The organism is Faecalibacillus intestinalis, assembly GCF_003024685.1.
Taxonomy (GTDB): domain Bacteria; phylum Bacillota_I; class Bacilli_A; order Erysipelotrichales; family Coprobacillaceae; genus Faecalibacillus; species Faecalibacillus intestinalis.
This window is the reverse complement of record NZ_PYLQ01000003.1, coordinates 1-26,027: the sequence shown is the minus strand read 5'-3', so window position 1 is coordinate 26,027 and position 26,027 is coordinate 1. Positions and strand designations below refer to the sequence as shown.

Sequence of the window (26,027 nt, the reverse complement as noted above, 5' to 3'; positions counted from 1 at the left end):
AGGTAAAAAAGATGGAAAAAAAAGTTAAAAGTGAAATGATCTACGATGGAAAAATCATCAAAGTCTATAAAGATCAGGTAGAATGTCCTAACAAAAGGCTCGCAACAAGAGAAATCGTAAGACATCATGGCGGTGTAGGTATTTTAGCAGTCGTCGATGATTGTATCTTGCTCGTCAAACAATTTAGATATGCCTACAATAAAGATACTTTAGAAATTCCTGCTGGTAAATTAGAATTAGGGGAAGAAGCTGGACCTGCCGGTAAAAGAGAATTGGAAGAAGAAACTGGTTATAGTTGTAAATCCATGGAACTTATTAATGAAATATATCCAACAACAGGATATTGTGATGAAGTTATTCATTTATATGAAGCAAAAGGTCTATTTAAAGTTGAAAATCCCCTTGAAGGAGATGAAGATGAATTTATAGACGTTATCTCTATGCCAATAGATGAAGCCTATAAAAAAATCATGAATAATGAAATCCATGATTCTAAAACGATCATCGCTGTTATGAAAGCATACAATGATAAATATATAAAATAAAAACTGCTGTATAAGCAGTTTATTTTTTATTTGGCGGTCTGGACGGGACTCGAACCCGCGACCTCCGCCGTGACAGGGCGGCATTCTAACCAACTGAACTACCAGACCAAAAAAATGGCGGAGACAGAGGGATTTGAACCCTCGCGCCAGTTTCCCGACCTACACCCTTAGCAGGGGCGCCTCTTCAGCCTCTTGAGTATGTCTCCATCGCATCAGTGCCCATTTATAATATCATCTAATTTTACATTTGTAAATAGTTTTTTAAAAAAAAGACTATTTTTTAGTCTTTTTTCAACATTTGAACAATTTTCTTAATTAAAGTTATTAAAATAAAATTTGAAATAATAGTCAATAGCGCAATTACCGCCATTGATGATAGCGATGAATTATGATAAACAAACATTTTATATGATGGTATTACACTTATAAAACTATGTAAAATATCAAACAACACACCAAAAATAAAATTTATAATTCCTACATAACCATCGATTATCATATTGATAATTTGTGCAAGTTTAGAAGAATCTCCTTGAAATAAAATTTGTACAATTAAAGCAAAAAATACAATAATAACCGAAATCAATAAATTATAAACAACATCAATTACTTTATTTAACCAATGTTCTTGTTCTAACGTATTATTTTTATTTTCTTCATTTGTTTTATTCTCCTCATGACTTTTTTCATCTACGGCATCTCCATTTATAATATCCATTAATTCACTCATTCTTTGGGGATCCAAAGAAGATGCCTTAGAAAATAGAAACGTATCATCCTGTTCATCAGGTAAAATTTCATCTTCTTGCTCTTGTTCTAAAACAACATCATTAAATTTATCATGAACCTCTTGAACGTTATCATTTTGTTCATCATCAAATGAAAATCTCTTTGTTTCTTGTTTTTCTAACTCATTAATTAAAAATTGTTTTGATAAGATTTCATTGAAATAATCATATGTTCTATTAACCAATGCAATTAATTGCTCGTCATCTTTATATTTATCCAATAATTGATCTCGAGTATGTGTCAAAGTTTCCAAATCCATTTGTGCATTCATTCCAAGAAGCGGTGAAAACAATTCCACAGAATCATACTTAGAAAATAAAAACATATTCATAATTTCTAAATGATTTTTAGTTATTTTATAAACACTGGCCTTTATCTTATCACTGGCTGGCACTAAATCTGGCATGTAAATAACATTTGCAAGTAATTGATTAGCCGCTTCAACCATTGATTCAAAATTAGCAACCACCATTGTATGAGAAGGATCAATGTTCATTCGTTGACACGTCACCTCTAAAATATCCACTTCAGGTAAAGGTTTAAGTCGTGAATCTCCACCAATTAAAAAATCAATTTTTTCATAGATCTTTGCAAGTTGTAAATATTGAATAGCTCTTTTTGTTTTATGAGTCGTATATACTGCAATCTTGATATCTTTTTGTTTACAATATTGAATCAACTCATCAACACCTTCTCTTTTAATATTAGGTTTTAATTTAATATATTCAAATAAATCCTTTTCAACCATTCTATTAAAATCTTTAGCAGAAATATAATCAGACAGTAAAGAATGATCATACATCGTATTCATATTTCCAAGCATTTTAGAAAAATCTTCACGAGTAGCAACTTTATGATAGGTTTCACATGTACTTCGATAATAATTATATCTTAGTCTATTGAGATCTAATAAGCCACCATCTAACGTAAAAATAATCAATTTTATATTTTCACATGTTTGACTATAAAACATAAAATCACCCTCCCTTTTGTAATTATAGCATACATTTTATTAAATATATGATAAAAAAATGTAGAACTTTCACTTAGAATTACATTTTTTCATTAAATATTTTGTTATAAGATTATATTTCATTTTTTTGCACACTTTTAGTTCAACCTAATATGCCCTAGTTTAACCAAGCAAAGTATCTAAAACAAGATATAAAAAAAGCTCAAACCTCTAGTAAAACCTAGTGTTTAAGCCATTTTATCAATTGGTCTCCCCGCACGGTCTCGAACCGTGGACCCTCTGATTAAGAGTCAGATGCTCTACCAACTGAGCTACGGAGAGATAACAATGATATTCTAATACAATCTATTTTTAAAATCAAGGAAAATCATTAAATTTCTTAAAAATCTATTGAAATATAAAAATGATTTTCTTTTTTATATACTGTAATAACTTCTTGATTATAAAACTTCTTTAAACTAATTAGATTATGAAACCAATCATCATTTGAATTATATTGAAAAAGAATATTTTGTTTTGTATCTACAATAATAAAATCATAAAAACTAAAATGTTGTAATAAATTTCTTAAAGTAATTTTTTCATCAAAAGCATCTGTTGATATTTCACCAATCCCTTTTAAAGTATACATTGCCATTTTTGATCACCTAAATCATATTATACGTTATTGTGTATATATTCACAATATTTTTGCAAGAATAATTCTATATAATTATACATATAAGGAGGACATAACAATGATTGATTATTCACCGTTATGGCATACAATGGAAGAAAAGCAGATTTCTCAATATGTTCTTCTAAAAAGTGGTATTGATCATAAAACTTTAGACAGATTAAAAAAGAATAGTAATATTACAGCTCTCACTCTTGAGAAATTATGTTTGATTCTTGATTGTCAACCTAATGATGTAATTACCTTTGTACAAAAATAGTTTTAATAAACTATTTTTTATTTTACCTATATCATCTTATATCTTAAGCATATAAGTACTATAGGGAGGTGAACTATGCAAATCATTCGTAAAAAATACAACTGGGCTTCTCCATTGTTCAAAAGAAATAAAACAAATAGAATTATTTTGCATCATGCACAAGCAAAAACATGTAGTGTAGAAGATATCCATCAGTGGCATTTAAAAAAAGGTTGGAGTGGAATTGGATATCATTTCTTAGTAAGAAAAGATGGTACGATTTATCAAGGTAGACCTGAAGATACAATCGGGGCGCATGCTAAAGGTGCAAATCATGATTCAATCGGTATTTGTGCTGAAGGAGATTTCATGAAAGAAGAAATGAATCCTTTACAACTCAATGCCTTAATTGATTTAGTTTCTTATATAAAAAATAAATATCACCTTTCTAGCATTAAAAGACATAAAGATGTTGCTTCTACAGATTGTCCAGGAACCCATTTTCCATTTTCTACAATTATTTCTTCAAATCATATTGTTTTAGAAGATACTTGGTTGCAACGTTTAAATCAAGAAATTAAAAAACAAGGTTTTCGCACGTATCCTACTGTTAAAAGAGATGCCCAAGGAAAAATTACAAGACTCATTCAAGAACGCCTTAACTTTGTAGGATTCAACTTAAAAATTGATGGTATCTTTGGTATCAATACCGAAAAAGCTGTTAAGAAATTTCAAAATAATAGAAATTTAAAAGTAGATGGCATCGTTGGTAAAAAAACATGGTCTTATCTAATAAAAGGTATAAAAGTATAAAAAAACTCCTATAAGGAGTTTTACATAAAAACTAATAATATAATAGCAACCAAATTATTGATCATATGCATTAAAATAGGTACACAAATTGTTTTTCTTTTTTCATAAGCATAGGAAAAAGCAAACCCCATTCCACCATAGGAAAACAAATAAATTAGTTGCGATAGATCACCAGCAAATAAAGCAGAATAAATGTGTAAAAAGCCAAATAAGAATGAACTTGCAAAAATAGCTAACCATTTACTTTTATCTCTAAGACTTCTAAAAACAAGTCCTCTAAATAAAAGTTCTTCTAATATAGGTGCTAAAATAACCGATTGAAAAGCCATCAATAAGGCACCGTTATTTAGATAATCTTCAAATAATAATTGATTGGCAGAATCATTTGACCCTCCACCCAATACAAAATTAATAATCATATTAGCAACAATTGAAATTCCATAAATCATTACAATACCAATTGTAATAGAATAAACAAAATTATCTGTAAAATGTTCTTTAAATCTTTTTATATTATCTATCAAAAAATCTCTTAAAAGCCATACAACCAAAACAAAACTCAATAATGAACAAATCAAATTTAAGTAGATTCCTAAAACTGTCGTATCTCTTGTAATATTTGTATACTTTAATAAAAGATAAATACCAAAATTAGCAAACCTTGGTATAACATATAAATATAACGGAAATAAAAGAATAAATCCAATTGCTTTTTGTTTTCCATTAATCTTTCCTGCAAAGCTTTCAGTCATCATAAACATCCCTTCAACTATAGCTCAACACTATTTTTATCAGCATAATCTAATTCTTCATAGAAAACAGCCAAACATGTATTACGCTTTACATCATAAAAATAAGCACTAAAGAAAGTAGAAACAACCACTGTTATAAATGTTGCTAAAAAAGGAATAGGCATAATCGTTTCTACAAACATTACCACAACACCTGAAACCAAACCAGCTAAAATCATCCATCCAAAGAAAGAAAATTCTAATTTAAACAAAGTCCATTTATTTCCTTTCATTAAGCGACTGGATTCTTTTAAGGCTGTTAATCCAGTATAATTATATTTTTGTAAAATGTAGTTAAATAATCCAAATTTTAATGATAAATAAACAGATAAAATCGAAATAATAATTACGAGTATAAAAACAAATGAAAACACATTTGATAATGAAGCAACAATATTAACAATTTCATCTTGAGAAATCGTTGATTTATTAACATACATTAAAACAAGTTGAGATAAATTTGAAAATTGTGCATCTGTAATCATTGTATACATCAAAAGCATTCCAATAACCCCTACAACAATACCCGCTAAGGCAACAACAACTCTATACAAAAAATATGTTGGAAAAAGTTGACCAAATCGTTTAATTCCTACAAGTGAATCTTCTTTTTCATCAACTAAATTTCCATTATTATTAACAACCTTTAAAGACGCTACAATAATTCCATGTCCCAAAGTAACTGTTAAAATACTTAAAATTAAACTTATAATACTTCCTAAAATGCCATCAAATAATCCTGATAAAGCCGAAAACAAAGCTTGAATAATACCAACATATAAAATAACCTTAAATAACTGATTAGGTTGTCTTAATACTTCATTTGCTTTATTTTTGATATCATATATATTCATTTCTTTCACCATCCTATAAAGGCATTATAACAAATATTATATTTGATGAAAACTATTTTAAATCCAAACTTGTTTTAATAGCCTCATTGACTTTCTTCATAAAATAATCATCTAAAGTACCTAATTTTTCTTGAAATCGAACTTTGTCAATCGTCCTTATTTGTTCAAGTAAAATAACAGATTTCTTTTCTAAAGAATCACAACGAATAATGACATGCGTGGGAATAGGATTTTTGGTGAGTTTTGACGAAATCGGAGCAACAATAACAGTTGTTGAAAATTTATTTCCTTTATTATTTTGTAATACTAAAACAGGTCTTATTCCACCCTGTTCACTTCCTATAACCGGTGAAAGATCAGCATAATAAATATCTCCCCTACTAATCATAAAATAACCTCCTATTGAATTTTATGAGTCGTTTTTCAAATTATGATAATCGCTTCTTTAACACCTTGATTTATGCTATGATATATCACGAATAATAAAAAGAGGAGATACTAAAATGATTAAAGCAATAATATTTGATATGGATGGTTTAATGATTGATAGCGAACGTGTTACTTTTGAATGTTATCAAGAAAGATTAAAAGATATGAATTTAACAATGGATGAAGAATTTTATAAAACATTATTAGGGAAACCTATTAAAGGAATCTATCAAAGATTTTATGATGTTTATGGAAATGATTTTCCTATTGAAAACGTGATTCAAGATGTACATCAATTAATGGCTGAACGTTTTGAAACAGAAGGAGTTCCTGTAAAAAAAGGACTTGTTAAATTATTACATTATTTAAAAGATAATAATTATAAAACAATTGTTGCTACTTCAAGTAATCGTGATCGTGTAGATAAAATTTTAGCACAAGCTAAAATTACAGAATTCTTCGATGATTCTATTTGTGGTGACGAAGTTACTAAAGGAAAACCAAATCCTGAAGTTTTCTTAAAATCTTGTCAAAAACTTGGCGTTAATGTTGATGAAGCTATTGTTTTAGAAGATAGTGAAGCAGGAATTCAAGCAAGCTATGATGCAAACATCAAAGTAATTTGCATTCCTGATATGAAATATCCAGAAAAACAATATGAAGAAAAAACATTTAAAATTTTAAAAGATTTAACTGAAGTTACAGCGTATTTAAAAAGTCTCTAATTAAAGAGACTTTTTTAATATATCATAAATCAATTCAACAACACGTTTTGTATTTTTACCATCTTGATATTCAAAAAATACATTTTTAAAAGCTTCTAAATTTCCCACTTCATTCTTTTGTATTCCTTGAATCAACTCATCAATATTTTTACAAATCTTTCCTGGAAATAAATCTGTATTTACATAACATCCAACATCTTTTAAATAATCATTTAAATCTGGAACATAAAAATACATTGTTTTATTTAAAATAGAATAATCAAAAACAATCGATGAAAAATCTGAAATCAAGAGATCACTTAAAGCAAACAATTCATGTGTATCTTCATTAAACATATCAATAATACGAGGGTGTTGCGGAAGACAAACATTTTTTAACAATGGATGTAATTTATAAATGAGATACGTATTTTCATCAAAAGAATTTATTAACTTTTCACCATCAAATGGAAGCATTGAAAAACCTTGGTAAATATTTCCCCTAAAAGTAGGAGCATATAAAATAATTTTTTTATCCTTCAGCATTGGATACTTAGCTAACAATTTATTTTTAGATACTTTTAAATAATTATCATCAAATAAACAATCTACCCTTGGCATACCAGTAACAACCACATTTTCTTCTTTAACAGAAAAAGCTTCACTATACGGTTTTTTCCAATAAGAGCTATTTGCTATCACATAATCATAATTTTTAATTGGATATTTTCTAGCAAGTGCATTCCCAAATTTTTTTATCGCACCACAAGCATGCCATACTTGTATCACATTGACTCCTTCTCTTTTAAACGTAGAAACAACATAATTATTATCTCTTATAATAACCACTTTTGATGTATTAATTATAAAAAGCTGTTGAATACAATTAAGCATATATAAAAAGTTTTGTTTTATTCCTTGTTGATCATACTCAATAACAACTTTTTTGAGATTTAATTGTTTATCTTGTTTTAAAACATCATAAATCAATTTCATATCAGAATCTAAATATTTAGATTCCAAAGAAACAAAGGCAACTTGATTTTCTTTTATTTTAAATCTCTTAACAAAAATATTTAAAAATCCCAAAATAATATTTAATATTAATTTTTGTAATCCCATCTTAGCACCTACTTAAAAACAATATCAACTACTCGTTTAGAAGCTTTACCATCTTCATGATTATTAAAACGTTGATTAAACTTATCTAAACGTTGATAATCGTAACCTTTTTTAATTTCTTCTAATAGTTGATTTTCATCTTCAATAATATCTCCAGGTAAATCATGATAAATATCTAAATAAAAACCTCTTAATTCATCTCGATAATGAATCAAATCATACATATAAAAATAAATAGGTCTTTTTAAAATAGCATAATCAAAGAAAACACTTGAATAATCAGTAACTAAAGCATCTGCAATAATATATAAATTAGAAATATCTTCATTAGCTTCTACAAAATAAACAAATCCTTGATATTGATCAATATCAAAATCATTAACAATTAAATAATGAGGTTTAAATACAATAACATATTCATCCCCTAATATTTTTTGCCATTTATCAAAGTGAACTTCTAATTTAAAAGTATACCCTTTGGTTATATAAGAATTATCTCTCCACGTTGGTGCATAAAGAAGTACCTTTTTATCAAGAGGAATTCCTAATTTTTTCTTAATATTTAAAACATCTTCTTCTGTATAATTTGTTAAAAAATCATTTCGCGGATAGCCAGTTTCAATCAATCTTTCTCTATTAATTCTAAAAGCACTTTGGAAAACCTCAGTTGTAAAAGCACTTGGAGAAATCATATAGTTATACTTTTTAACATCTTGTGCGTATGTTTCATGCATCATTTCTTCATTCATGCCACTTCGATAAAAAGTAGTTCCTTCAGGAACTTCTATATCGAAAGCCAATTTTTTAAGCGGTGTCCCATGCCATGTTTGTAAATATATTTGATTTTTCTTTTTTAAAACATACATTGGTAATTTACAATTTGCAATCCAATATTGACTTCTTGCAAGATAAAAGAAATAAGGAATTGAAAAATATTCAATCACTTTAGCATTTTCAATAGTAATATTTTTCTTTTTATGATGCTTAATAGCCCATATAAAACGATAATCTTTAAATTGATCTTGTTGTCTCATATACTCATAAATAGCTCTAGGATTATCGCTATACCCCCTACCATGGAAGGCAATAAACAAGACTGTTTTTTTATGAGTTGGTATTAACTTATAAGTCATTCGATAGATAAACTTAATTGTTTTACCTAAGATATTTTTTATTAATCTAAGCATTTTAAACCTCCTTATAAAAATAAGGGGTAACCCCCCCCTTATTTAAAAACTGCTTCAACTGCTCTTTGTGAGGCATTTCCATCATCAATAGAACAGAATTTATCATAGAATACTTCATAACGTTGAGCATATTTTTGATTCATTTCATCAAGATGTTTAATTTGATCAATCACTTCTTTAGTCGAATAAACTAGTGGACCAGGAAGTTCTTTTTCCATATCAATATAAAAACCTCTTAAAACATCACGATATTTATCTATATCATAAGTATAGAATAACATTGGTCTTTTTAAATTAGCATAATCAAAGAAAACACTTGAATAATCTGTAATACAAATATCAGAAATTAAGTAAATTTCAGTAATATCATCATATTTAGATAGATTATAGGCAAAATCTTCAACTCCTGTAACATCTAACGCATCCGCAATATAATGATGTGTTCTAAGTAGGATGACATATTCATCTCCTAACTCTTCTTTCATCATTTCTAAATCTAATTTTAACTTAAATTTATATTGCCCTTTTCCATAGTATTCATCATCTCTCCATGTTGGTGCATATAAAATTGTTTTCTTATCTAATGGAATATGAAGCTTCTTTTTCAAATCTAATGCAATTTGATCTTTATTTGGTGCATACAATAAATCATTACGAGGATATCCAATTTCTAGCATTGTTCCATTGGTATACATAAAACAACTTTTAAAAATATCACTTGAAAATTTATTTGCTGCAATTAAATAATCCCATTCTTGTTTTTGACGATAAAATTGAGATTTATAAGTTGGAGAAGCTGCAGTCACCTCTTCTTGATCAAAAGCGAGACGTTTAAGTGGTGTTCCATGCCATGTTTCTAAGAAAATTTGACCTTCTCTTTTTCTAAACCATAAAGGTTGTCTGATATTAAAAACAAAATATTTAGATTTAGCTAAATAATAAGCATATTTCTTCGTAAATCTTTTAACAATGATTCCTTCATAAGGCAGTTTTTCTTTAGAATCATTTAAAACCCAAATAAATTTATATTTTCCTGGATAATTTTTAGCTAAATATTCATAAATATACTTTGGTGAATCCGCATAACTTTTACCCATAAAAGTTTCAAACATGATCCAATTTTCTTCAATTGGTTCATTGATATATTTATGACGATATAAATACTTATTAATTTCATTTTTATTTTTTAATATCTTTTTCATCTTATTTTTAGCAAGATGTTTAGCAATTACTTTTTGTGTTTGTTGTAGATCATGATTTCTAGCAAGTTTCACCATTTTTCTTTGATAATGAGACATATTTTTCAATAAATCATCTCTTACATCCTGCATTAAAATAGACATTTGATCAAATCTTTCATCTCTCCAAAAATCATCTTTAGATCGTCTAATTTTCTTAGCAAAGAAATTACTATAATATTTAATCATTTTAGAATCTAAATAATAACGAATTCTACTTTCTTTATCTACTAAAGAAATAGCATACTTATAGACATTAATAAATTCATCAAATTTAGTTTCATCTTTAATTTGCGACAAGGCAGGTGTATTGATTGGATCATTATGTTTTCTTTTTGCATAGAGTGTTTTGTCATTGAAATCTATCTTATGACCATACATAACAAGTCCTTCTACAAAAGGTAAATCACTATAATAAATGAAACCTTCATTAAAACGTAAATGATTTTCTTCAATTAAAGAACGTTTAATTAAAATATTTAAAACTGAAATATTTCGAATCCCTTTTTTCGCTCTAATTAATAAATCAATTCTTCTTTGTTCATCACTATCATCTATGTCAGAATAATCTTTTTCTAAGAATTTATGATTACGATCATCATCTTTATCCTTCAAATTTAATTCTTCATTTTTTTCATCACCCATGGTTTCAAAAACTTGTTTTTTAAACCATGTGATCCATCTTCTACCAACAACTAAATCTAAATCTTTTTGCATAGCATCTTGAAGCAAACAAGATAATGTTTGAGGCATAATATAATCATCACTATCAATGAAATAAATATAATCTCCTGTTGCATTTTCTAAACCAAGATTTCTTTTTTTAGCAACGCCTTCTTCTATTGAACAAGGAATAACATTCAAAGATATTTTATCTTTATATGTATCTACTAATTGTTGAAATTTTTGGTCATCTTGACTTCCCACTAATAATGTTTCAATTTCAACATTTTCTTGTTCACTTAAACTTTCTAAACAATCTTTTAAATATTGATAATATCCTTCATAAGGGACAATCACACTAATTTTCATACAACTCTCCTTTATTATAATTTATCTTTTAAATCATCTTTGATTTTAGTTGTAGAAATACCTTCTGTACGAGGTAAATAAACTACTTCACAATAATCTTTTAAGAAATCAAATTGGCCTTTCCAATCATCACCCATAACAAAAACATCAACATCATGTTCTTGAACATCTTTTATTTTTTGATCCCATGATTCTTCTAAAATAACTTCATCTACATATTTAATAGCTTTTAAAATAGCCATACGATCTTGATCACTATGATAAGCTTTCTTACCTTTTTGGGCATTAAAAGCATCACTGCTGACTGCTACAATCAAATAATCTCCTAATTCTTTAGCACGTCTTAAAATATTTAAATGACCAACATGAAACAAATCAAAAGTTCCATATGTGATAACTTTCTTCATCCTATTTCTCCTATCTCTTCATTTTATCTAATAATTTTTCCCAAAAACCAATTTTAGGATTTTGAACAATTCGACTTTCAAATTTTTCATCATTTAATTTTTTCTTTTCTTTTTTCTTTAAACTATTATAAAAATCAACATATTCGGCATACTCATCGCATACTTCTTCAACGTCACCATATTCTTTTAAACGTCCACCTTCAATCCACATAGCCTTTTGACAGAATCCTCTTACTTGTGGCAAAGAGTGAGAAATAAAGACAATTGTTTTTCCTTGATCTTTAAGTTCATTCATTTTATCTAAGCACTTTTGAGCAAATCCTTTATCCCCAACCGATAAAGCTTCATCGACAATGATGATATCAGGATTTAAATAAAGTGAAATTGAAAAACCTAATCTTGATTTCATCCCACTTGAATATTTCTTAACGGGTTGATATAAGAAATCACCAATTTCAGCAAATTCAATAACACCTTCCGTAATTTCTTGAATTCTTTTTCTAGAAAGTCCAAGCAATGCTCCTTTAACATTAATATTTTCAAGCCCTGTAAGTTGCATATCCAATCCTGTATTGATTGCAATTAAAGCTTGTTCTCCATTGATATCCATTGTACCCTCATCAATTTGTGAAATACCTGCTAAAATCAATGATAATGTTGATTTACCCGAACCATTTGTTCCTAAAATTCCTACAACTTCTCCTTTAGGAATTGTAAAAGTAATATCATTTAAAGCATAGAATCTTTGTGTAACTGAGCTTTTTGATTTACCATCATTTTTCTTTTTTAATTTATATATTTTTGAAACATGTTCAAATTTAATTGCATAATCTTCCATTATTACCACCTAAATCATATCAATAAATTTATGTTTAAATTTATACATCATCATACTACCAATTGTAAAAATCACAATGACAAACACCCAAAAGAAAAGCATTTGTTTCCAATAAAATAAGATTCCATGATGATATAAGAAACAATCTCTATAACCACATACAACATAATAAATTGGATTAGCTTTCATAATATATCTTACTGTCATTTGCCACCCATATTTGTGTAAACGTGAAATTGGCCATAAAATTGGTGTTAAATAAAGTAATAAACGCATACACGCTAAAATAAGCTTTCTTGTATCACGAGCTAACATATTTAAAACAGATGTAATCATCGCAAGTGAAATTGTTAAACAAATTGCTGCAAAAAGATAATAAATAAGTTCAAGCCAATAAAGTGAAGGCATGATCCCTTGTGTAAGCAAAAAGGCAACTAAGATAGCCATCAAACAAAAATGATTAAACAATTCTTTTCCAACAACTGTAGCTGGTAAAACGGATACCGGAAATTTCATTTTTGTAATGACATTACGTTTAGCATAAATGGCATTGGCACCATTAGTAATACATGGACTAATAAAAAACCATACCACCATCCCACATAACATCCATTGAATAAAAGGAATCTTTCCTACAGCCTTTCTATTCATAATTAAACCAAACACAAAATAATACGTCATAATTTGAATTGCTGGATTAGCAAAATTCCAAAAAACACCTAATCTTGAATCTCGCATATCAGAAAGCAATTCATATTTTGAAATACAATATATACGATACAAATTTGTAAAGTTTTCTTTTAATACATATCGAATACTTTTAAACATACTTACCTCCAAAAAGTAAACCTACTATTACTTTTACATCATACCACTATTTTTTGCAAATAAAAACAAAAAAAAGGAACAATGGCTTTAAATAACCATCATTCCCTAAAAATACTTATTTATTCATCCATGATTCATCACTTGGATCAACTTTCCAAGCTTTTAATTTTTCCATATCTTCATGTTTAATATAGTCATGTTCTTTTGCTACTTCAATTAAAGTATCATAATTTGATAAAGTCACAAAAGGACAATGTGCATTTTCAAAATTAACTGTTGCTTTATCTAAACCATAAGTAAAGATAGCAATTAATCCTAAAACTTCACATCCAGCCTCTCTTAAAGCTTCAACACATTCTAAAGAAGAACCACCAGTTGAAATTAAATCTTCAACAACAACAACTTTCATTCCTTCTTTAACAACACCTTCAATACGGTTATTACGTCCATGAGATTTAGCTCCTCCACGAACATACCCCATTGGTAAATCTAAAATATCAGCAGCTAAAGCAGCATGTGCAATCCCAGCAGTAGCTGTTCCCATTAAACATTCTGCTTCTGGGAAATTATCTTTTACAAGTTGAGCAAGTCCTTGTTCAACATCTTTTCTTACTTTTGGATAAGATAAAGTTAAACGATTATCACAATAAATTGGTGATTTAATACCACTTGCCCAAGTAAATGGTTCATTTGGTCTTAAAAAGACAGCTTTAATATCTAATAAATCTTTAGCAATAATTTTTTTCATTTCTATTCTCCTTGAAAATCTTGATAAACTTTTTTATATGTCGCCAAAGGATCTTGACTTCCTGTAATTGTTCTACCAACAACAATATAGCTTGAAGTAAGTTCTTTTGCCATAGCTGGTGTTGTTACACGTTTTTGATCATTGACATTATCACTTGCAAGACGGATTCCTGGTGTAACTGTCAAAAATTCTTTTCCTAAATGATCATGAATGATTTTTGATTCTAATGGTGAACATACAACCCCATCTAATCCTGCAGCTTTTGCATTTTCAGCCCATTTTAATACAACATTTTCTAATGGTTCATGAATAAGTAACTGATTATCTAAAACATCTTGATCTAAAGATGTTAAGCATGTTACAGCAATACATAATGGTCTTTTACCACTTGTTTTGCCTTCTTCTAATCCTTCAATAGCAGCTTTCATCATTTCAATACCACCTGAAGCATGAACATTGACCATATCGACATCTAACTTAGCAAGTTGTCTCATGGCACTTTTTACAGTATTTGGAATATCATGTAATTTTAAATCTAAAAAGATTTTATGTCCCATTTCTTTAATCATTTTAATGATTTCAATTCCTTCTCCATAAAACAATTCCATCCCTACTTTTACATAAAGACTTTCTCCCTCAAATTGTTTTAAGAAGTTTTCAACATCACTTTTTGTCTTAAAATCAAGAGCAATACAAATTCTACTTTCGTTCATAAAAACCTCCTTATTATTCTTTTACTATTATACCAAAATTACTACCTCTATTCTACACGATTTATTTATTTTTTTGATATTCTTCTAGTAAATGTAAAACTAACTTTTCAAATGTCCAATTATAATTTATTGCTGTTACAACAGCTTTTAAACAAAGTGTTGAATTATTTTTTAATTTTGATAATATTTGATCCATTTGTAAAGATGCAACGTTTGAAAAAACAACAACTGCTGGTTCTAAATTATTCTTTTTTGTTTTTTTAATCTTTTTATTTAAAATATCTTTAACTTTATTTTGTGTCATCTGTTCATTCAATAAAATTATTTCAATGTTCATCAACAAACATAATTGTTTTAATGATTCATAATTTTGAATCTTTTCCTTACGATAAATAATGAGCTTTGCGTTCATAAATTCTCCTTTATATACAAAAAAACAGCTATAAAAGCTGTTTTTCTTATTAACCAAGTCTGTTGTAGTATTCAACGATTAATGATTCATTGATTTCTGAGTTTAATTCAGATCTTTCAGGTAAACGAGTTAATTTACCAGTTAATTTATTAGTATCAACTTCAACGAAAGCTGGAGTTGCAACTTTGTTTTCTAAAGCTTCTTTAATAACTGCTAAATTAAATGATCTTTCTCTTACTTCGATAACATCTCCAATATTTACTCTGTATGATGGGATATCAGTTTTAACACCATTTACTAAGAAATGACCATGGTTTACTAATTGTCTAGCTTGTCTTCTTGTAGAAGCAAAACCTAATCTATAAACAACATTGTCTAATCTTCTTTCTAATAAGCATAAGAAGTTGTAACCATGGATACCTTCCATTTTACCTGCTTGATTAAATGTGTTGTGGAATTGTTTTTCATTAACTCCATACATATGTCTTACTTTTTGTTTTTCTGCTAATTGTAATCCATATTCAGTTTGTTTTTTTCTTTTTTGTCCATGTTGACCTGGAGCATAAGCTCTTCTGTTTAATTCTTTCCCGTTTTCTAAGATTGAGAATCCTAAACGACGAGAGATTTTCCATTGTGGTCCTGTATAACGTGCCATAAATTTTCCTCCGTATTGTTTTATTTGCATAAAGCAATAACATTGCATAGATCAATCGATAAGTGTTAATATTAAGCATTTCCCATTGCAGCCAGGTACTTTGCAATCATTTGATATTAACGCATTTTTTCAATCCTCTATGTGCTGCTATTCATTTACTGCCTTGTCATCATACTATATATTTATACCAATGTCAAACATTATTTTCATCCATAAAATCTTTATTTTTTGTCGATTTTACATATTGGATGACGAATCACTGTTTTCCATTTTTCCGGAGCATTTTTTCTTGCATCTGATAAATAAATTTCATGATGTAGCCTTGATTTGTTAAAATCATTACGGTAACCCTTTTCTTGAAGAAATTGATTCATTATTTCTACTGTATTTATTTCATCATCAAAAGATCCTTGATGCATCATTTGCACACATAATCCTTCTTCAAAAGTAAAAAATTCCGCTTTTGAGCAATCTATCTTCTTTTTAATAGTGGCTCTTTTTACTGCCCAATCAAAATCTTTTTTTGTAATAAAGTCAGGAAGTCTAATTACTGAAATCCAGTTAAAATTTTCTTTATGTAAATAATCAACATTTTCTTGCCACCAAAAACCTTCAAGTGGCGGTACAACAAATTGGTAAAAACCTTTAATTTGATAATCTGTTTTATAACTCATTTTTAAAGTATACACCACTGCATAAAGTACCTGAATGGCTTGTTGATAACTTCCATCTTCTTCATTAGGATTGCCTTTTCCTCTTACTGCGATATAATTGAATGAAGGTATATTAATAATTTCCGGTTTATTTTTAGGCCTATAATATTCTTTATATTCTTTTTTTAAATCAAAAATCATCTTTCTTTTCTCCTAAACAATAGGTATTTGAATTTCTGTAAGCCACTCATCAACTGATTCTTTATTCCAAATACCATCAATATAACATTCTCTTGATCGTCCCGATACTTGATAACCATTATCCTCTACATATTTCATAAGAAAACTATACGCCACACCAATTTCATCATAAGCTCCTTTATAAAAGATACTTAATACCTTTGTTTCTGGTATCTTTTTAAACATAATTCGTGTACTTTCTTCGCCCATACATTCCACTGCTTCATTATGTCGGATCCAAATATCACTTTCTTTATGTTCATTATCCAAATATTCACAAAATTCATATGGTGGCTTTGTACATTTTACATGTGGATTCAATTCCTTGCATTCTTTTTTTAAGCTTGGAATAATTTTCATCATATCCGAATAACTTTTTACCTTTACTTCACTATAATAGACAATTGTTTTCGGTATCATTTTTTCTATTACTTGATATTGTATTTCATTATCATCCAAAAGATGATGAATCATCAAAAGACGGCTTTCAATTTCTTCTTTTTGACTTTCTAATACTTTTGCTTTAGAAATAAGCACTTCCTTTAGATTAGTACCTTTATTAATTGCTTGTATTTCTTCAATTGATAATCCTAATTGACGATACGACTTAATTCGTGCTGCCTCTTTTAGTTGACTCGTTTCATAAAAACGATACCCTGTTTGTTCATCTACTTTTTGCGGAATCAAAAGACCTCTTTTTTCATAAAAACGAAGTGCTTTGATTGTTAAATGAGACAACTTTGAAAATTCTCCGATTTTTAACATGATTTGATTCTCCTTTCCTCTTTCAAATTATGAATTGTCCCCTAAGGGGAGAGTCAACAATTTTTCTATGATTAAAAAATACGGAGTGGTGTTCACTCCGTCATTTTATTACTTTTAATCTTTTTCTTTTATCCAGTCAAAATGAACACAAGCATTATAAATACCATCTTGATCACATGGTGTCGTTACATAAGTTGCTTTTTCTTTTAATTCATCGATAGCATTTCCCATCGCAATACTTGTCCATTCGTCTCTAAACATACTTAAATCATTTTTTTCATCACCAAAGACAACAACATCTTTATAATTACCCTTAAAATGATCAACCATCATTTTAATACCAACTGATTTATCACCTGGTTCTACAAATAAATATTCTTTATGGAAACGACACCAAGGTAATTCTTTTAGTGTTTCTAATTTTTGTTCCTCTGGAGCAAAACATGCCACATAAACTTTAAAGATTTGATCATAATTTCTAGGATCTAATCCATCTACAACCTCAGTATCCATATAAACATCGTGTGTAAAATCATAAAAGCGAGAATCCGGTGCCAATCTTCTTGTTTTATTATCTGGTGAAATAGCCCAAATAAATCCTTTTTCTTTACATTCATCTATTAAGTCTATACATTTTTGATAATCTAATGGTTTAATTGTAATAAGTTCATTGTTGATGGTAATTCCATTACCACCATCACTCACCATATTTTCAAAACCTAGACTTCTCATATGATCAACTGCCATTGCATAACTTCTTCCTGTCGCAATAGCTACAAAGTGTCCTTGTTCTTTTAACATGCGAATTGCTTTTTTTGTGGATTCAGGGATGTATTGTCTTCCTGGTGTTCCTACTGCCAGTGTTCCATCAATGTCAAAAAAGAAAAATTTTTTGTTCATAACTAACTCCTTATAAATACTTATCTAATTCTGTTTCTACTGTTTTATTGATTTTTACCTTTGGATGATCAATTAATTTACCACGTGTAAATACTTTTTCAACATATCTTAAAGCTTTTAAATCATCTAAAGGATTTTCACTTACAACAATCATATCTGCATCCTTACCAACATCAATACTTCCTGTAATATTTTCAAGACCAGTGTATTTAGAAGCAAGTGATGTTGCTGTATATAAAGCAAAACGGTTAGAAACACCAATATATTTATGGAAATAATAAAGTTCTCGCCAGAAGTCATATTGACTCACCCATGGACATCCTACATCATTCCCTAAAACAACAGGTATATCATTTTCTAATGCTTGCTTTGCACAATCAATAATACCATTGAAAACGAGTTCACCATTGTATTTTTCTATTTCTGAAACATTGGAAATACTTGGATCAAACAATGCAAACGGAAGTGCTGGTGAAATCGTCGTACATAAAAAAGCCTTCTTTTCTTTAAATAAAGCAATCATTTCATCATCTAATTTTGCTCCATGTTCAATCGAATCAACACCATTTTCTAAAGCTACTCGTACCCCTTCAGATGATTCAACATGAGCAGCTACTTTATAACCAAGTTGATGTGCTCTATCACAAACAGCTTTTACCATTTCAGAAGGCATTTTTAATTCGCCAGGCACTCCTTTTTCTTTTGCATCTAAAACCCCACCAGTAATCATAAGTTTAATCAAATCAACATTTTGACTTTTTGCTTTATCCACTAAAGCTAGAGCTTCTTCATTATTATGAGCAGCAATGGCGACTGATCCTGCCATATGACCATGAGGAACAGAAATTCCCTCATTGCTGGCAACAATTCTTGGACCAATAACTTTTCCTTTTAAAATTTCATCTCTTAATTTAGAATCATAATGAGCAATTCCTCCAACTGTACGAATTGTTGTTACCCCACTCATTAATTCGATCTTAGCGAAATTAGAAACCACTTTATACGTAATTTTTCGTGATAATGGATTAGACATCAACATTTTAACTGTCTTTTCATTATCTTTTTGTTTCTTTTGTGGTTTTCCATTTCCTGCAAGATGAACATGCATGTTGATGAGTCCTGGTAAAATATATTTTCCTTGTAAATCAATAATTTGATAAGATTTATCTAAATTACGATAAGGTTCAATAGCCACAATTTTTTCATTTTCAATAAAAATTGCTTTCCCTGTTTCTACTTCCATATCCTGATGACCATTTAAAATTTTTCCATTAATTAATGCATACTTCATAACCATTCCCTCTTTCCTATATATTCATTATAAAAGAATACATAAAAAAAATCACTCTTATGAGTGATTAATTATTAAGGTCTTAAACCAAGTCCACCTTCTAATGTAAGTGTTTCTCCTGTCATATATTTAAAATCAGGATTAGCAAGTTGTACACAGACACGTCCAATTTCTAATTCATTATTTCCAAAATGTCCCATTGGTGGTGTTTTAACATTTGCTTTGAAGGCTTCTGGATATGCTTTTTCAAATTGTTCTAATTGTGCCGTCCAAGCTAAAGGACATACCACATTGACATTGATTCCATCTTTTGCCCATTCATTAGCAGCTACACGTGTTAATCCACGGATTCCTTCTTTGGCAGCAGCATATGAACATTGTCCATAGTTTCCAAATAATCCTGCTCCTGAAGCAAAGTTGACAACTGATCCTTTTGTTTCTTTTAAATATGGATAACATGCTTTCATATAATAGAAGGCTGCATAGAGTCCTGAATACATTGCTAGATCAAATTGTTCTGTTGTATGATTAGCTAATGTTACCCCTGATGCTGATGCTTGCGCATTATTGATCAAAACATCGATTCTTCCATAAGTATCCATTGCTTGTTTAACAACATTGTTGACAACGGCTTCATTATCAGCACCAGCATTGACATCTGCTTGAACTGTTAAAACTTTGATACCATATAATCTTTCTAATTCTTCTTTAGCAGCTTCTAATTTTTTAACATTACGTCCTGTAATGACAAGATCTGCTCCTTCTTTAGCATAAGCTGTCGCAATTCCATAACCAATAGAACCGCAGCTTCCATCTTCTAAGACAGCACGTCCTGCTCCTGTAATAATTGCTGTTTTACCTGTTAAAAATCCCATTTACATTTCCTCCTTAAATACAATTTTTAAGCGTTAACATAATTATAGCACTATCAAAGCAAAAAATCTATAGCTTGTGATATTTTTAACAAACTATAGACGGATAAAAATCATGTAAACAAGAGTTGATAAAATAATACTTAAAAAAGTATTTTTCTTCCATTTATAAGTAAAAACAACTGTTAAACACGCTAAAAGATAAGGAATAAAAAGTGTTGTTAATTGCGTTTTTAAATCTTTTAGACAATAAACAATAAGAACTGCCATAATAGTCATTGGTAAATGCTTTTCTAGTTTTTCTAACCATTTAGGAAGTTCTTTTTCTTTAAATAAAAGAAAAGGAAAAGCTCTTAATAAAAAAGTAATTAAAGCAGAAAGAATAATTGCTGAAAGTACATAACTATTCATAAGATGTTCCTCCTTGTTTAACAAGTAAAATCATTGAAGAAATAATCAATGAAGGGAACATAAAGTTTTGACTGCCAAAAACAATCGAACAAATAATAGCGATAACAATTCCTACAACAGCAGGAAAATGATCTTTATTTTTCTCTAATTGATCCATAAAAATAATAATAAACAAGGCTGTCATACAAAAATCAATCCCTGTTAAATCAAACGGAATCAAATGACCAAGTACCGCTCCTAAAACAGTTCCAATAAGTCAATAACATCTTGAAAAAAGCGCAACATAAAACATAACTTGTTCTTTATCTTGATCTTCTAGATTACAATTAACCGCATAAGTTTCATCAGTCATGGTAAAAATCATATACCATTTTTGCTTCATTTTATTAAAAACATCTATAAAAGATAAACTATAAAAAAGTTGTCGGCTATTCATTAAAAGAGCTGTAACACCAATTGTAAGTAAAGAAGTTCCCCCCCCCAATTAATAAAGTAATCAAAAGAAATTGAAAAGCACCCGTATAAATCAAAAAACTCACAAGTATTGCTACATACCAAGCAAAGCCCGCCTCGTTCATCATCACTCCATAAGCAATCGATACAAAAAGATAACTACACATAATAGGTATCGATTTTTCAAAAGCTTTTTTTATAATTTCTTTATTTTTCATAATTCTCTAAAAAGCTATGATAAGCTTTATCCTTTTTCGTTCCTAAAATACAATCTAAATTAACATTATCTAAAGCTTTAAAAATATTTTGATCAACATTTGGGTTTACTTGTTTCATTGTTTTAATGAGTTCTTTGACTTCTTTTCTTTTACTTGTTCCATCATTAATTAAAGAACATCCTTCAGTAAAACGACATGCACAATTGATAAAAGTCAAATCATTATGTTTACGCCAAGAAATAATACTTCTTCAGGTAAGACATGTAATTGTTCAGCAATGTGCTTTGTTGTTTGATCAATAACTTCTTTTGCTTGTGATCCTAGTGTATGATTTGCATTAGGATTAGCAAAATATTTCATGGTTGCTTGATAATACGTATCAAGTACTTCTTTTTCTATTGGTGTATTGGCTGCATAGTCTAAATAAATCATAAGGTACCTCTCTTTTCCTACTAATATTATAGGAATTATAAAGAAGTGTCAATAATGAAAAGAACTCTAGCTGATTGCTAGAGCTTTTCATCAAGGGCTTTCCCATTTGTTTCAATAATATGTTTCATCCAATTAAATGATTTTTTCTTTGTACGTTTTAAAGTTCCATTTCCTTTATCATCCATATCAACATAAATAAATCCATAACGTTTTTTCATTTCTCCAGTTGATAAAGAAACAAGATCAATTGGTGCCCACATCGTATATCCTAAACATTCAACACCATCTTCATTAATCGCATCAGCCATAGCTGATAAATGTTTTTGTAAGTAATCAATACGATAATCATCTTCAACATATCCATTTTCATCTGCTTGATCAATAGCTCCCATACCATTTTCTACGATAAAAATTGGTTTTTGAATACGATCATAAATTTCATTCATACAATGTCTAAGCCCAAGTGGATCAACAGGCCATCCCCAAGGTGTATTTTCTAAATAAGGATTTGAAGAACCTCCAACATTAAACCATGGATCATCTTTTTTTACTGTATTTGAACGATAATAAGAAAATGAAACAAAGTCTAATTGTCCTTCTTTTAAAATTTCTTTATCTTCTTCTGTGATTTCTAATGAATCAAAACCATGATGTTTCCACACACTTTTAGCATAAGGATGATAATAACCTCTTGCCATCGTATCAATAAAATACCAGTTTTCTCTTCTTGCTTGAAGACGTTTAAACATATCTTCTGGTTTACACGTTGCTGGATAAAGTTCACTCATTGCATACATTGTTCCAAACATGCTACCTGGCATCATTTGATGTCCTAAAATAACAGCTTTAGCACTAGCAACAAACATATGATGATCTGCTTGATATCTCACTTTTCCATCACTTTCTCTTGTTCCACATGGCCCAAATCCTCTAACAGCATTGATTTCATTAAATGTCAACCAATATTTACAACGTTTTCCATATCTTTCAAAGAGTGTTTTACAATATTTTACATAACAATCAATAACATAACGATTTGACCATCCACCATATTTTAAAGCTAAATGCATTGGCATTTCATCATGACAAATAGTAATAAGTGGTTCCATATGATGTTTTTCAAGCTCTGAAATAACTTCATCATAAAATTTTAATCCTTCTTCATTAGGGATTTCTTCATCCCCTAAAGGATAAATACGACTCCAACAAATACTAAAACGGAAAACGTTAAATCCCATTTCTGCCATTAAAGCAATATCTTCTTTATAATGATGATAAAAATCAACCGCTTGATGACTTGGATAATATTCATCATCTAAAAAAACTGGCTTTGCTTCATTAGGAACAGGATCAGCATAGAAAAATGAACTTCTTGGTTTTAAAATTGTTCCATCAGGCATTTGAAGTGTATGATGTCTTGGATTTTCCATTGATCCATCTGTTTCAAAGTCATGTGATAAAAGTCCCCTTCCTCCTTCATTAAATCCTCCTTCATATTGGAAATCAGCAGTTGCGCCACCCCATAAAAATCCTTCTGGTAATTGTTTCATAATAGTCTCCTTGTTACTTTTTACATTTTGTTTTGATAATTTTTACAAACAAAGCATAATCTTATTATTCTCTTTTGTCAATAGTTACATATTATTTTGACAATTTTATCATTTTTATATAAAATAAACATGAGGTGAGACTATGAACTTAATGGAAACCATCCACTTACATAAAAATGATTTTTCTAAAACAGAACATAAAGTTTACGATTATATTGTTCAAAACCCTACAGCTATTGAAACAGCGACGATTACTAAAATTGCTGAACTATGCCAGGTTTCAACTTCTGGAATTTTAAGATTTTGTCAAGTTTTAGGTTATAAAGGTTATAAAGATTTTCGTTTTGACATGCTTCATTATTTACATCAAGAACATGTTGAAGTAAATCCTGAAAATCTATTTGATGAATTAACATCTAAATATTTATCAGTCATTCGTCAATTCAATAACATTGGTCAAAATAAGCTCAACCAACTTATTAAACAAATAAAAAACACCAAAAACATCTATATCATTGGAGTTCATTATTCATCTTTACCAGCAAAACATTTAGTTTTAGGATTACAAGATTTAGGTATTAATACTTATTTTGCTTATGATTATATGCAAGCAAGTCATCTTTATAATACAATTCATGAAGATGATCTCTTGATTTATTTTTCTATTGAAGGCAATCAAAATAATGTTTCTCGTTTTTTTGACCTTACAAACGCCTCTAAAAATACGTATATGATTACTTTAAATCCAAAGCCTAAATTATTGATTGAAAATACACTTATTCTTCCAGGATATACTTTATCTAAACAATCAATTGTTGATTTACAATCGATTGTTGTAATCTTTGTAGAATTACTTTTAAATATGTTTCATAATACTTTAAAAGAGGATTAAGATTTTTTTTACTTAATCCTCTTCTTTTTTTAAAAATGAAAGTATTTTTTCATTAAAAGCATCATCTTCTTTAATTTCATTTAATTGTCCTACTTCATTAGCACATTCTCCACAAATATCAATTCCAATTGTTTGACTGTTTTTAAATAAATAAGCGAGTAATATTTTAAATTCCATGAGTTGCATAGAACCTTGATCCCAATCTGTTTGAATAACATTTTGACTCAAAACATCTTTATCAATTGAAATATATAAAGGATATTGACGTAATAAATCATCAACTTTTTTCCACACTTCTCTATTTTCTAAATCATCATCTGTTAAATAGAGAACCTGATCTTGACGTTTAATCAATGAAACCTGTTTTTCATCAATACCTATTAAAATCACTTTTTTTAAATATTTATTATTTTCTAAACTATTTAAAATCCAAGATCCACAGCTTAAAATATCATCAAACAGCGGTTGCATCATATCACTATGATGATCAAAAACAACTAAAATAAAATCATGTTTCATTTTTTCTATCCAAAACTCACTAACATAATGAAAATTACCAGAATCTATAAAATGTATGCCTTCAGGAGATAGATTACTTATTTTAGCTTCTATTGTTCTTCTTGCTTCTTGACTACAATAACCATAAACACCTTGTAATTCATGTAAATCAAGCCATCTAATATTTTTATGTTTATAAAACTTTTCATTTTCATAAATTCCTGTAAAATCCATGACCGTCATGTTATTTTGTTTTTTAAACATCTTAAACACTTCCTTTGTTTTTATCCTAGCACAAAAAAAGTAACTTCCGTTACTCTTTTAATAAATATTTTTCAAGCTCTGCAGAGTTTCTTTCTGTATTTAAAATCACAATTTTATTATACGCAACCGCTCTAGCAATTGCTTCTTGAGTTTTCTTTGAAATTTGTTTATTAGAATTTAATAATGTTCCTTCCATATCAAAAGCTATTAGTTTATATTCCATACGACTTTCTCCACTACAAATGGTAGTGTATCATTTTTAATCAATTAAAAAAGTCTCTTTCCATTTTAGAAAAAAGGGTATATTAAATTATCCGGTGCTTAGAGGTTCACTCTAAATTATTAGGCGGAGTACCCTCTAAATTCTCGCGGGGATGTGAATCATCCCCTTTTTTGATACAATTTTACTGTCTGGTCCTGATTAAATTATTATTATGAACAACGAATTATTAAAACTATTTGATATCAAGGATGATGTTGTTGAAACATTTACTGTAGATCATAAAGAATCTAATTATGAAATCGATATTAGATTCAAGCCATCTAGATTTTCATGTCCTACATGTGGCAGCACTCATTTCATTAGTAAAGGCAAT

34 protein-coding genes and 3 tRNA genes are annotated in these 26,027 nt (G+C 28.8%); 5 read left to right on the top strand and 32 right to left on the bottom strand.

All coding sequences use genetic code 11. From position 1 onward, the window contains the following. Positions 1–11 precede the first annotated feature (11 nt). On the top strand, positions 12–545 hold the full coding sequence (locus C7U54_RS03210) for an NUDIX hydrolase (protein ID WP_107029291.1): 534 nt from the start codon (positions 12–14) through the stop codon (positions 543–545). A 31-nt stretch (positions 546–576) separates the two neighbouring features. Here the strand turns inward: C7U54_RS03210 and C7U54_RS03205 are convergent. From C7U54_RS03205 to C7U54_RS03185, 5 genes are all read right to left on the bottom strand, one after another. Beyond that, positions 577–653: transfer RNA gene (locus C7U54_RS03205), tRNA-Asp, on the bottom strand. Positions 654–660: 7 nt separating this feature from the next. Then, positions 661–751 (bottom strand) — tRNA-Ser (locus tag C7U54_RS03200). A gap of 74 nt (positions 752–825) precedes the next feature. Beyond that, positions 826–2,307 carry an HAD hydrolase-like protein gene (locus C7U54_RS03195; protein ID WP_107029290.1) on the bottom strand — a complete coding sequence of 494 codons (1,482 nt, stop codon included), beginning with the start codon at positions 2,305–2,307 and terminating at the stop codon, positions 826–828. Positions 2,308–2,552: 245 nt separating this feature from the next. Then, positions 2,553–2,628, bottom strand: a tRNA-Lys gene (locus C7U54_RS03190). 58 nt (positions 2,629–2,686) lie between these two features. After that, positions 2,687–2,944: a hypothetical protein gene (locus C7U54_RS03185; RefSeq protein WP_032091374.1), complete on the bottom strand. Its 258-nt coding sequence runs from the start codon at positions 2,942–2,944 to the stop codon at positions 2,687–2,689. Between the two features lie 100 nt (positions 2,945–3,044). Here C7U54_RS03185 and C7U54_RS03180 point away from each other — a divergent pair, with 100 nt between their 5' ends. Both C7U54_RS03180 and C7U54_RS15075 read left to right on the top strand, forming a co-directional pair. Continuing rightward, a complete protein-coding gene (locus C7U54_RS03180; RefSeq protein WP_022001144.1) occupies positions 3,045–3,242 on the top strand; it encodes a helix-turn-helix domain-containing protein in 198 nt (65 codons plus the stop codon). A 75-nt stretch (positions 3,243–3,317) separates the two neighbouring features. Beyond that, positions 3,318–4,034, top strand: coding sequence for a peptidoglycan recognition protein family protein (locus C7U54_RS15075; RefSeq protein ID WP_107029289.1), 717 nt, complete (start codon positions 3,318–3,320; stop codon positions 4,032–4,034). Positions 4,035–4,054: 20 nt separating this feature from the next. Here the strand turns inward: C7U54_RS15075 and C7U54_RS03170 are convergent, their stop codons facing one another. From C7U54_RS03170 to C7U54_RS03160, 3 genes are read right to left on the bottom strand one after another with little or no spacing between them, the layout of a single operon-like run. After that, positions 4,055–4,789, bottom strand: a complete 735-nt coding sequence (locus C7U54_RS03170) for a CPBP family intramembrane glutamic endopeptidase (RefSeq protein WP_022001146.1) — start codon at positions 4,787–4,789, stop codon at positions 4,055–4,057. A gap of 14 nt (positions 4,790–4,803) precedes the next feature. After that, entirely contained in the window at positions 4,804–5,679 is an 876-nt protein-coding gene (locus C7U54_RS03165) for a DUF975 family protein (protein WP_158561895.1), read from the bottom strand. A gap of 52 nt (positions 5,680–5,731) precedes the next feature. Continuing rightward, positions 5,732–6,067 carry a type II toxin-antitoxin system PemK/MazF family toxin gene (locus C7U54_RS03160; protein WP_022001148.1) on the bottom strand — a complete coding sequence of 112 codons (336 nt, stop codon included), beginning with the start codon at positions 6,065–6,067 and terminating at the stop codon, positions 5,732–5,734. A 115-nt stretch (positions 6,068–6,182) separates the two neighbouring features. On the opposite strand from C7U54_RS03160, the gene C7U54_RS03155 reads away from it, so the two are divergent. Further along, the gene (locus C7U54_RS03155; protein ID WP_107029286.1) at positions 6,183–6,833 is read left to right on the top strand and encodes an HAD family hydrolase; all 651 of its coding nucleotides are present in this window, start codon (positions 6,183–6,185) and stop codon (positions 6,831–6,833) included. Here the strand turns inward: C7U54_RS03155 and C7U54_RS03150 are convergent, their stop codons facing one another. The 22 genes from C7U54_RS03150 to C7U54_RS03055 all read right to left on the bottom strand — a co-directional run bounded on the left by C7U54_RS03150 (position 6,834) and on the right by C7U54_RS03055 (position 23,777). Continuing rightward, positions 6,834–7,934: a CDP-glycerol glycerophosphotransferase family protein gene (locus C7U54_RS03150; protein ID WP_107029285.1), complete on the bottom strand. Its 1,101-nt coding sequence runs from the start codon at positions 7,932–7,934 to the stop codon at positions 6,834–6,836. Positions 7,935–7,942: 8 nt separating this feature from the next. After that, positions 7,943–9,121 (bottom strand): CDP-glycerol glycerophosphotransferase family protein, encoded by a 1,179-nt coding sequence (locus C7U54_RS03145; RefSeq protein WP_107029284.1) that lies wholly within the window; start codon positions 9,119–9,121, stop codon positions 7,943–7,945. 38 nt (positions 9,122–9,159) lie between these two features. Then, the gene (locus C7U54_RS03140; protein ID WP_107029283.1) at positions 9,160–11,391 is read right to left on the bottom strand and encodes a bifunctional glycosyltransferase family 2 protein/CDP-glycerol:glycerophosphate glycerophosphotransferase; all 2,232 of its coding nucleotides are present in this window, start codon (positions 11,389–11,391) and stop codon (positions 9,160–9,162) included. Between the two features lie 14 nt (positions 11,392–11,405). Continuing rightward, positions 11,406–11,798, bottom strand: a complete 393-nt coding sequence (tagD, locus tag C7U54_RS03135; RefSeq protein ID WP_022001153.1) for a glycerol-3-phosphate cytidylyltransferase — start codon at positions 11,796–11,798, stop codon at positions 11,406–11,408. A gap of 10 nt (positions 11,799–11,808) precedes the next feature. After that, positions 11,809–12,636, bottom strand: coding sequence for an ABC transporter ATP-binding protein (locus tag C7U54_RS03130; protein ID WP_022001154.1), 828 nt, complete (start codon positions 12,634–12,636; stop codon positions 11,809–11,811). A 9-nt stretch (positions 12,637–12,645) separates the two neighbouring features. Beyond that, positions 12,646–13,464 (bottom strand): ABC transporter permease, encoded by an 819-nt coding sequence (locus C7U54_RS03125; RefSeq protein ID WP_107029282.1) that lies wholly within the window; start codon positions 13,462–13,464, stop codon positions 12,646–12,648. Between the two features lie 115 nt (positions 13,465–13,579). Then, the gene (pyrE, locus tag C7U54_RS03120; protein WP_107029281.1) at positions 13,580–14,212 is read right to left on the bottom strand and encodes an orotate phosphoribosyltransferase; all 633 of its coding nucleotides are present in this window, start codon (positions 14,210–14,212) and stop codon (positions 13,580–13,582) included. A gap of 2 nt (positions 14,213–14,214) precedes the next feature. Next, complete coding sequence (pyrF, locus tag C7U54_RS03115; RefSeq protein ID WP_022001157.1) at positions 14,215–14,925, bottom strand: orotidine-5'-phosphate decarboxylase; 711 nt, start codon at positions 14,923–14,925, stop codon at positions 14,215–14,217. 61 nt (positions 14,926–14,986) lie between these two features. Beyond that, the gene (locus C7U54_RS03110) at positions 14,987–15,337 is read right to left on the bottom strand and encodes a DUF3783 domain-containing protein (protein WP_107029280.1); all 351 of its coding nucleotides are present in this window, start codon (positions 15,335–15,337) and stop codon (positions 14,987–14,989) included. A 49-nt stretch (positions 15,338–15,386) separates the two neighbouring features. Next, positions 15,387–15,992 (bottom strand): 30S ribosomal protein S4, encoded by a 606-nt coding sequence (gene rpsD, locus C7U54_RS03105; RefSeq protein WP_107029279.1) that lies wholly within the window; start codon positions 15,990–15,992, stop codon positions 15,387–15,389. 221 nt (positions 15,993–16,213) lie between these two features. Next, the gene (locus tag C7U54_RS03100; protein WP_022001160.1) at positions 16,214–16,846 is read right to left on the bottom strand and encodes a GyrI-like domain-containing protein; all 633 of its coding nucleotides are present in this window, start codon (positions 16,844–16,846) and stop codon (positions 16,214–16,216) included. 12 nt (positions 16,847–16,858) lie between these two features. Then, entirely contained in the window at positions 16,859–17,650 is a 792-nt protein-coding gene (locus C7U54_RS03095) for a MerR family transcriptional regulator (protein WP_022001161.1), read from the bottom strand. 114 nt (positions 17,651–17,764) lie between these two features. Then, complete coding sequence (locus C7U54_RS03090; protein ID WP_107029278.1) at positions 17,765–18,550, bottom strand: HAD-IIB family hydrolase; 786 nt, start codon at positions 18,548–18,550, stop codon at positions 17,765–17,767. Positions 18,551–18,560: 10 nt separating this feature from the next. Next, positions 18,561–19,841 carry an amidohydrolase family protein gene (locus tag C7U54_RS03085; protein WP_107029277.1) on the bottom strand — a complete coding sequence of 427 codons (1,281 nt, stop codon included), beginning with the start codon at positions 19,839–19,841 and terminating at the stop codon, positions 18,561–18,563. Positions 19,842–19,915: 74 nt separating this feature from the next. Next, positions 19,916–20,716 carry an SDR family NAD(P)-dependent oxidoreductase gene (locus C7U54_RS03080; RefSeq protein WP_107029276.1) on the bottom strand — a complete coding sequence of 267 codons (801 nt, stop codon included), beginning with the start codon at positions 20,714–20,716 and terminating at the stop codon, positions 19,916–19,918. 93 nt (positions 20,717–20,809) lie between these two features. After that, on the bottom strand, positions 20,810–21,124 hold the full coding sequence (locus C7U54_RS03075; protein ID WP_022001165.1) for a branched-chain amino acid transporter permease: 315 nt from the start codon (positions 21,122–21,124) through the stop codon (positions 20,810–20,812). Next, positions 21,117–21,344, bottom strand: coding sequence for a hypothetical protein (locus C7U54_RS14850; protein WP_199676964.1), 228 nt, complete (start codon positions 21,342–21,344; stop codon positions 21,117–21,119). The genes C7U54_RS03075 and C7U54_RS14850 overlap by 8 nt, the downstream gene beginning before the upstream one ends. A gap of 36 nt (positions 21,345–21,380) precedes the next feature. After that, complete coding sequence (locus C7U54_RS15370; RefSeq protein WP_022001167.1) at positions 21,381–21,560, bottom strand: AzlC family ABC transporter permease; 180 nt, start codon at positions 21,558–21,560, stop codon at positions 21,381–21,383. Next, positions 21,553–21,795, bottom strand: coding sequence for an AzlC family ABC transporter permease (locus C7U54_RS15365; RefSeq protein ID WP_206603581.1), 243 nt, complete (start codon positions 21,793–21,795; stop codon positions 21,553–21,555). Before C7U54_RS15365 ends, C7U54_RS15370 begins: the two co-directional genes overlap by 8 nt. After that, entirely contained in the window at positions 21,785–22,012 is a 228-nt protein-coding gene (locus C7U54_RS03065) for a hypothetical protein (protein ID WP_022001169.1), read from the bottom strand. Before C7U54_RS03065 ends, C7U54_RS15365 begins: the two co-directional genes overlap by 11 nt. Beyond that, positions 22,009–22,227 (bottom strand): aminotransferase class V-fold PLP-dependent enzyme, encoded by a 219-nt coding sequence (locus C7U54_RS03060; RefSeq protein WP_022001170.1) that lies wholly within the window; start codon positions 22,225–22,227, stop codon positions 22,009–22,011. The genes C7U54_RS03065 and C7U54_RS03060 overlap by 4 nt, the downstream gene beginning before the upstream one ends. Before the next feature lie 77 nt (positions 22,228–22,304). Continuing rightward, positions 22,305–23,777 carry a glycoside hydrolase family 1 protein gene (locus tag C7U54_RS03055; RefSeq protein WP_193448602.1) on the bottom strand — a complete coding sequence of 491 codons (1,473 nt, stop codon included), beginning with the start codon at positions 23,775–23,777 and terminating at the stop codon, positions 22,305–22,307. Positions 23,778–23,919: 142 nt separating this feature from the next. Here C7U54_RS03055 and C7U54_RS03050 point away from each other — a divergent pair, with 142 nt between their 5' ends. After that, positions 23,920–24,669: a MurR/RpiR family transcriptional regulator gene (locus C7U54_RS03050; RefSeq protein ID WP_022001172.1), complete on the top strand. Its 750-nt coding sequence runs from the start codon at positions 23,920–23,922 to the stop codon at positions 24,667–24,669. 12 nt (positions 24,670–24,681) lie between these two features. On the opposite strand, the gene C7U54_RS03045 is transcribed toward C7U54_RS03050, so the two are convergent. Together C7U54_RS03045 and C7U54_RS03040 are read right to left on the bottom strand one after the other, a co-directional pair. Further along, positions 24,682–25,431 carry an arginase family protein gene (locus C7U54_RS03045; RefSeq protein WP_022001173.1) on the bottom strand — a complete coding sequence of 250 codons (750 nt, stop codon included), beginning with the start codon at positions 25,429–25,431 and terminating at the stop codon, positions 24,682–24,684. Positions 25,432–25,480: 49 nt separating this feature from the next. Continuing rightward, entirely contained in the window at positions 25,481–25,654 is a 174-nt protein-coding gene (locus C7U54_RS03040; RefSeq protein ID WP_107029274.1) for an HAD family hydrolase, read from the bottom strand. Positions 25,655–26,027: the final 373 nt, after the last annotated feature.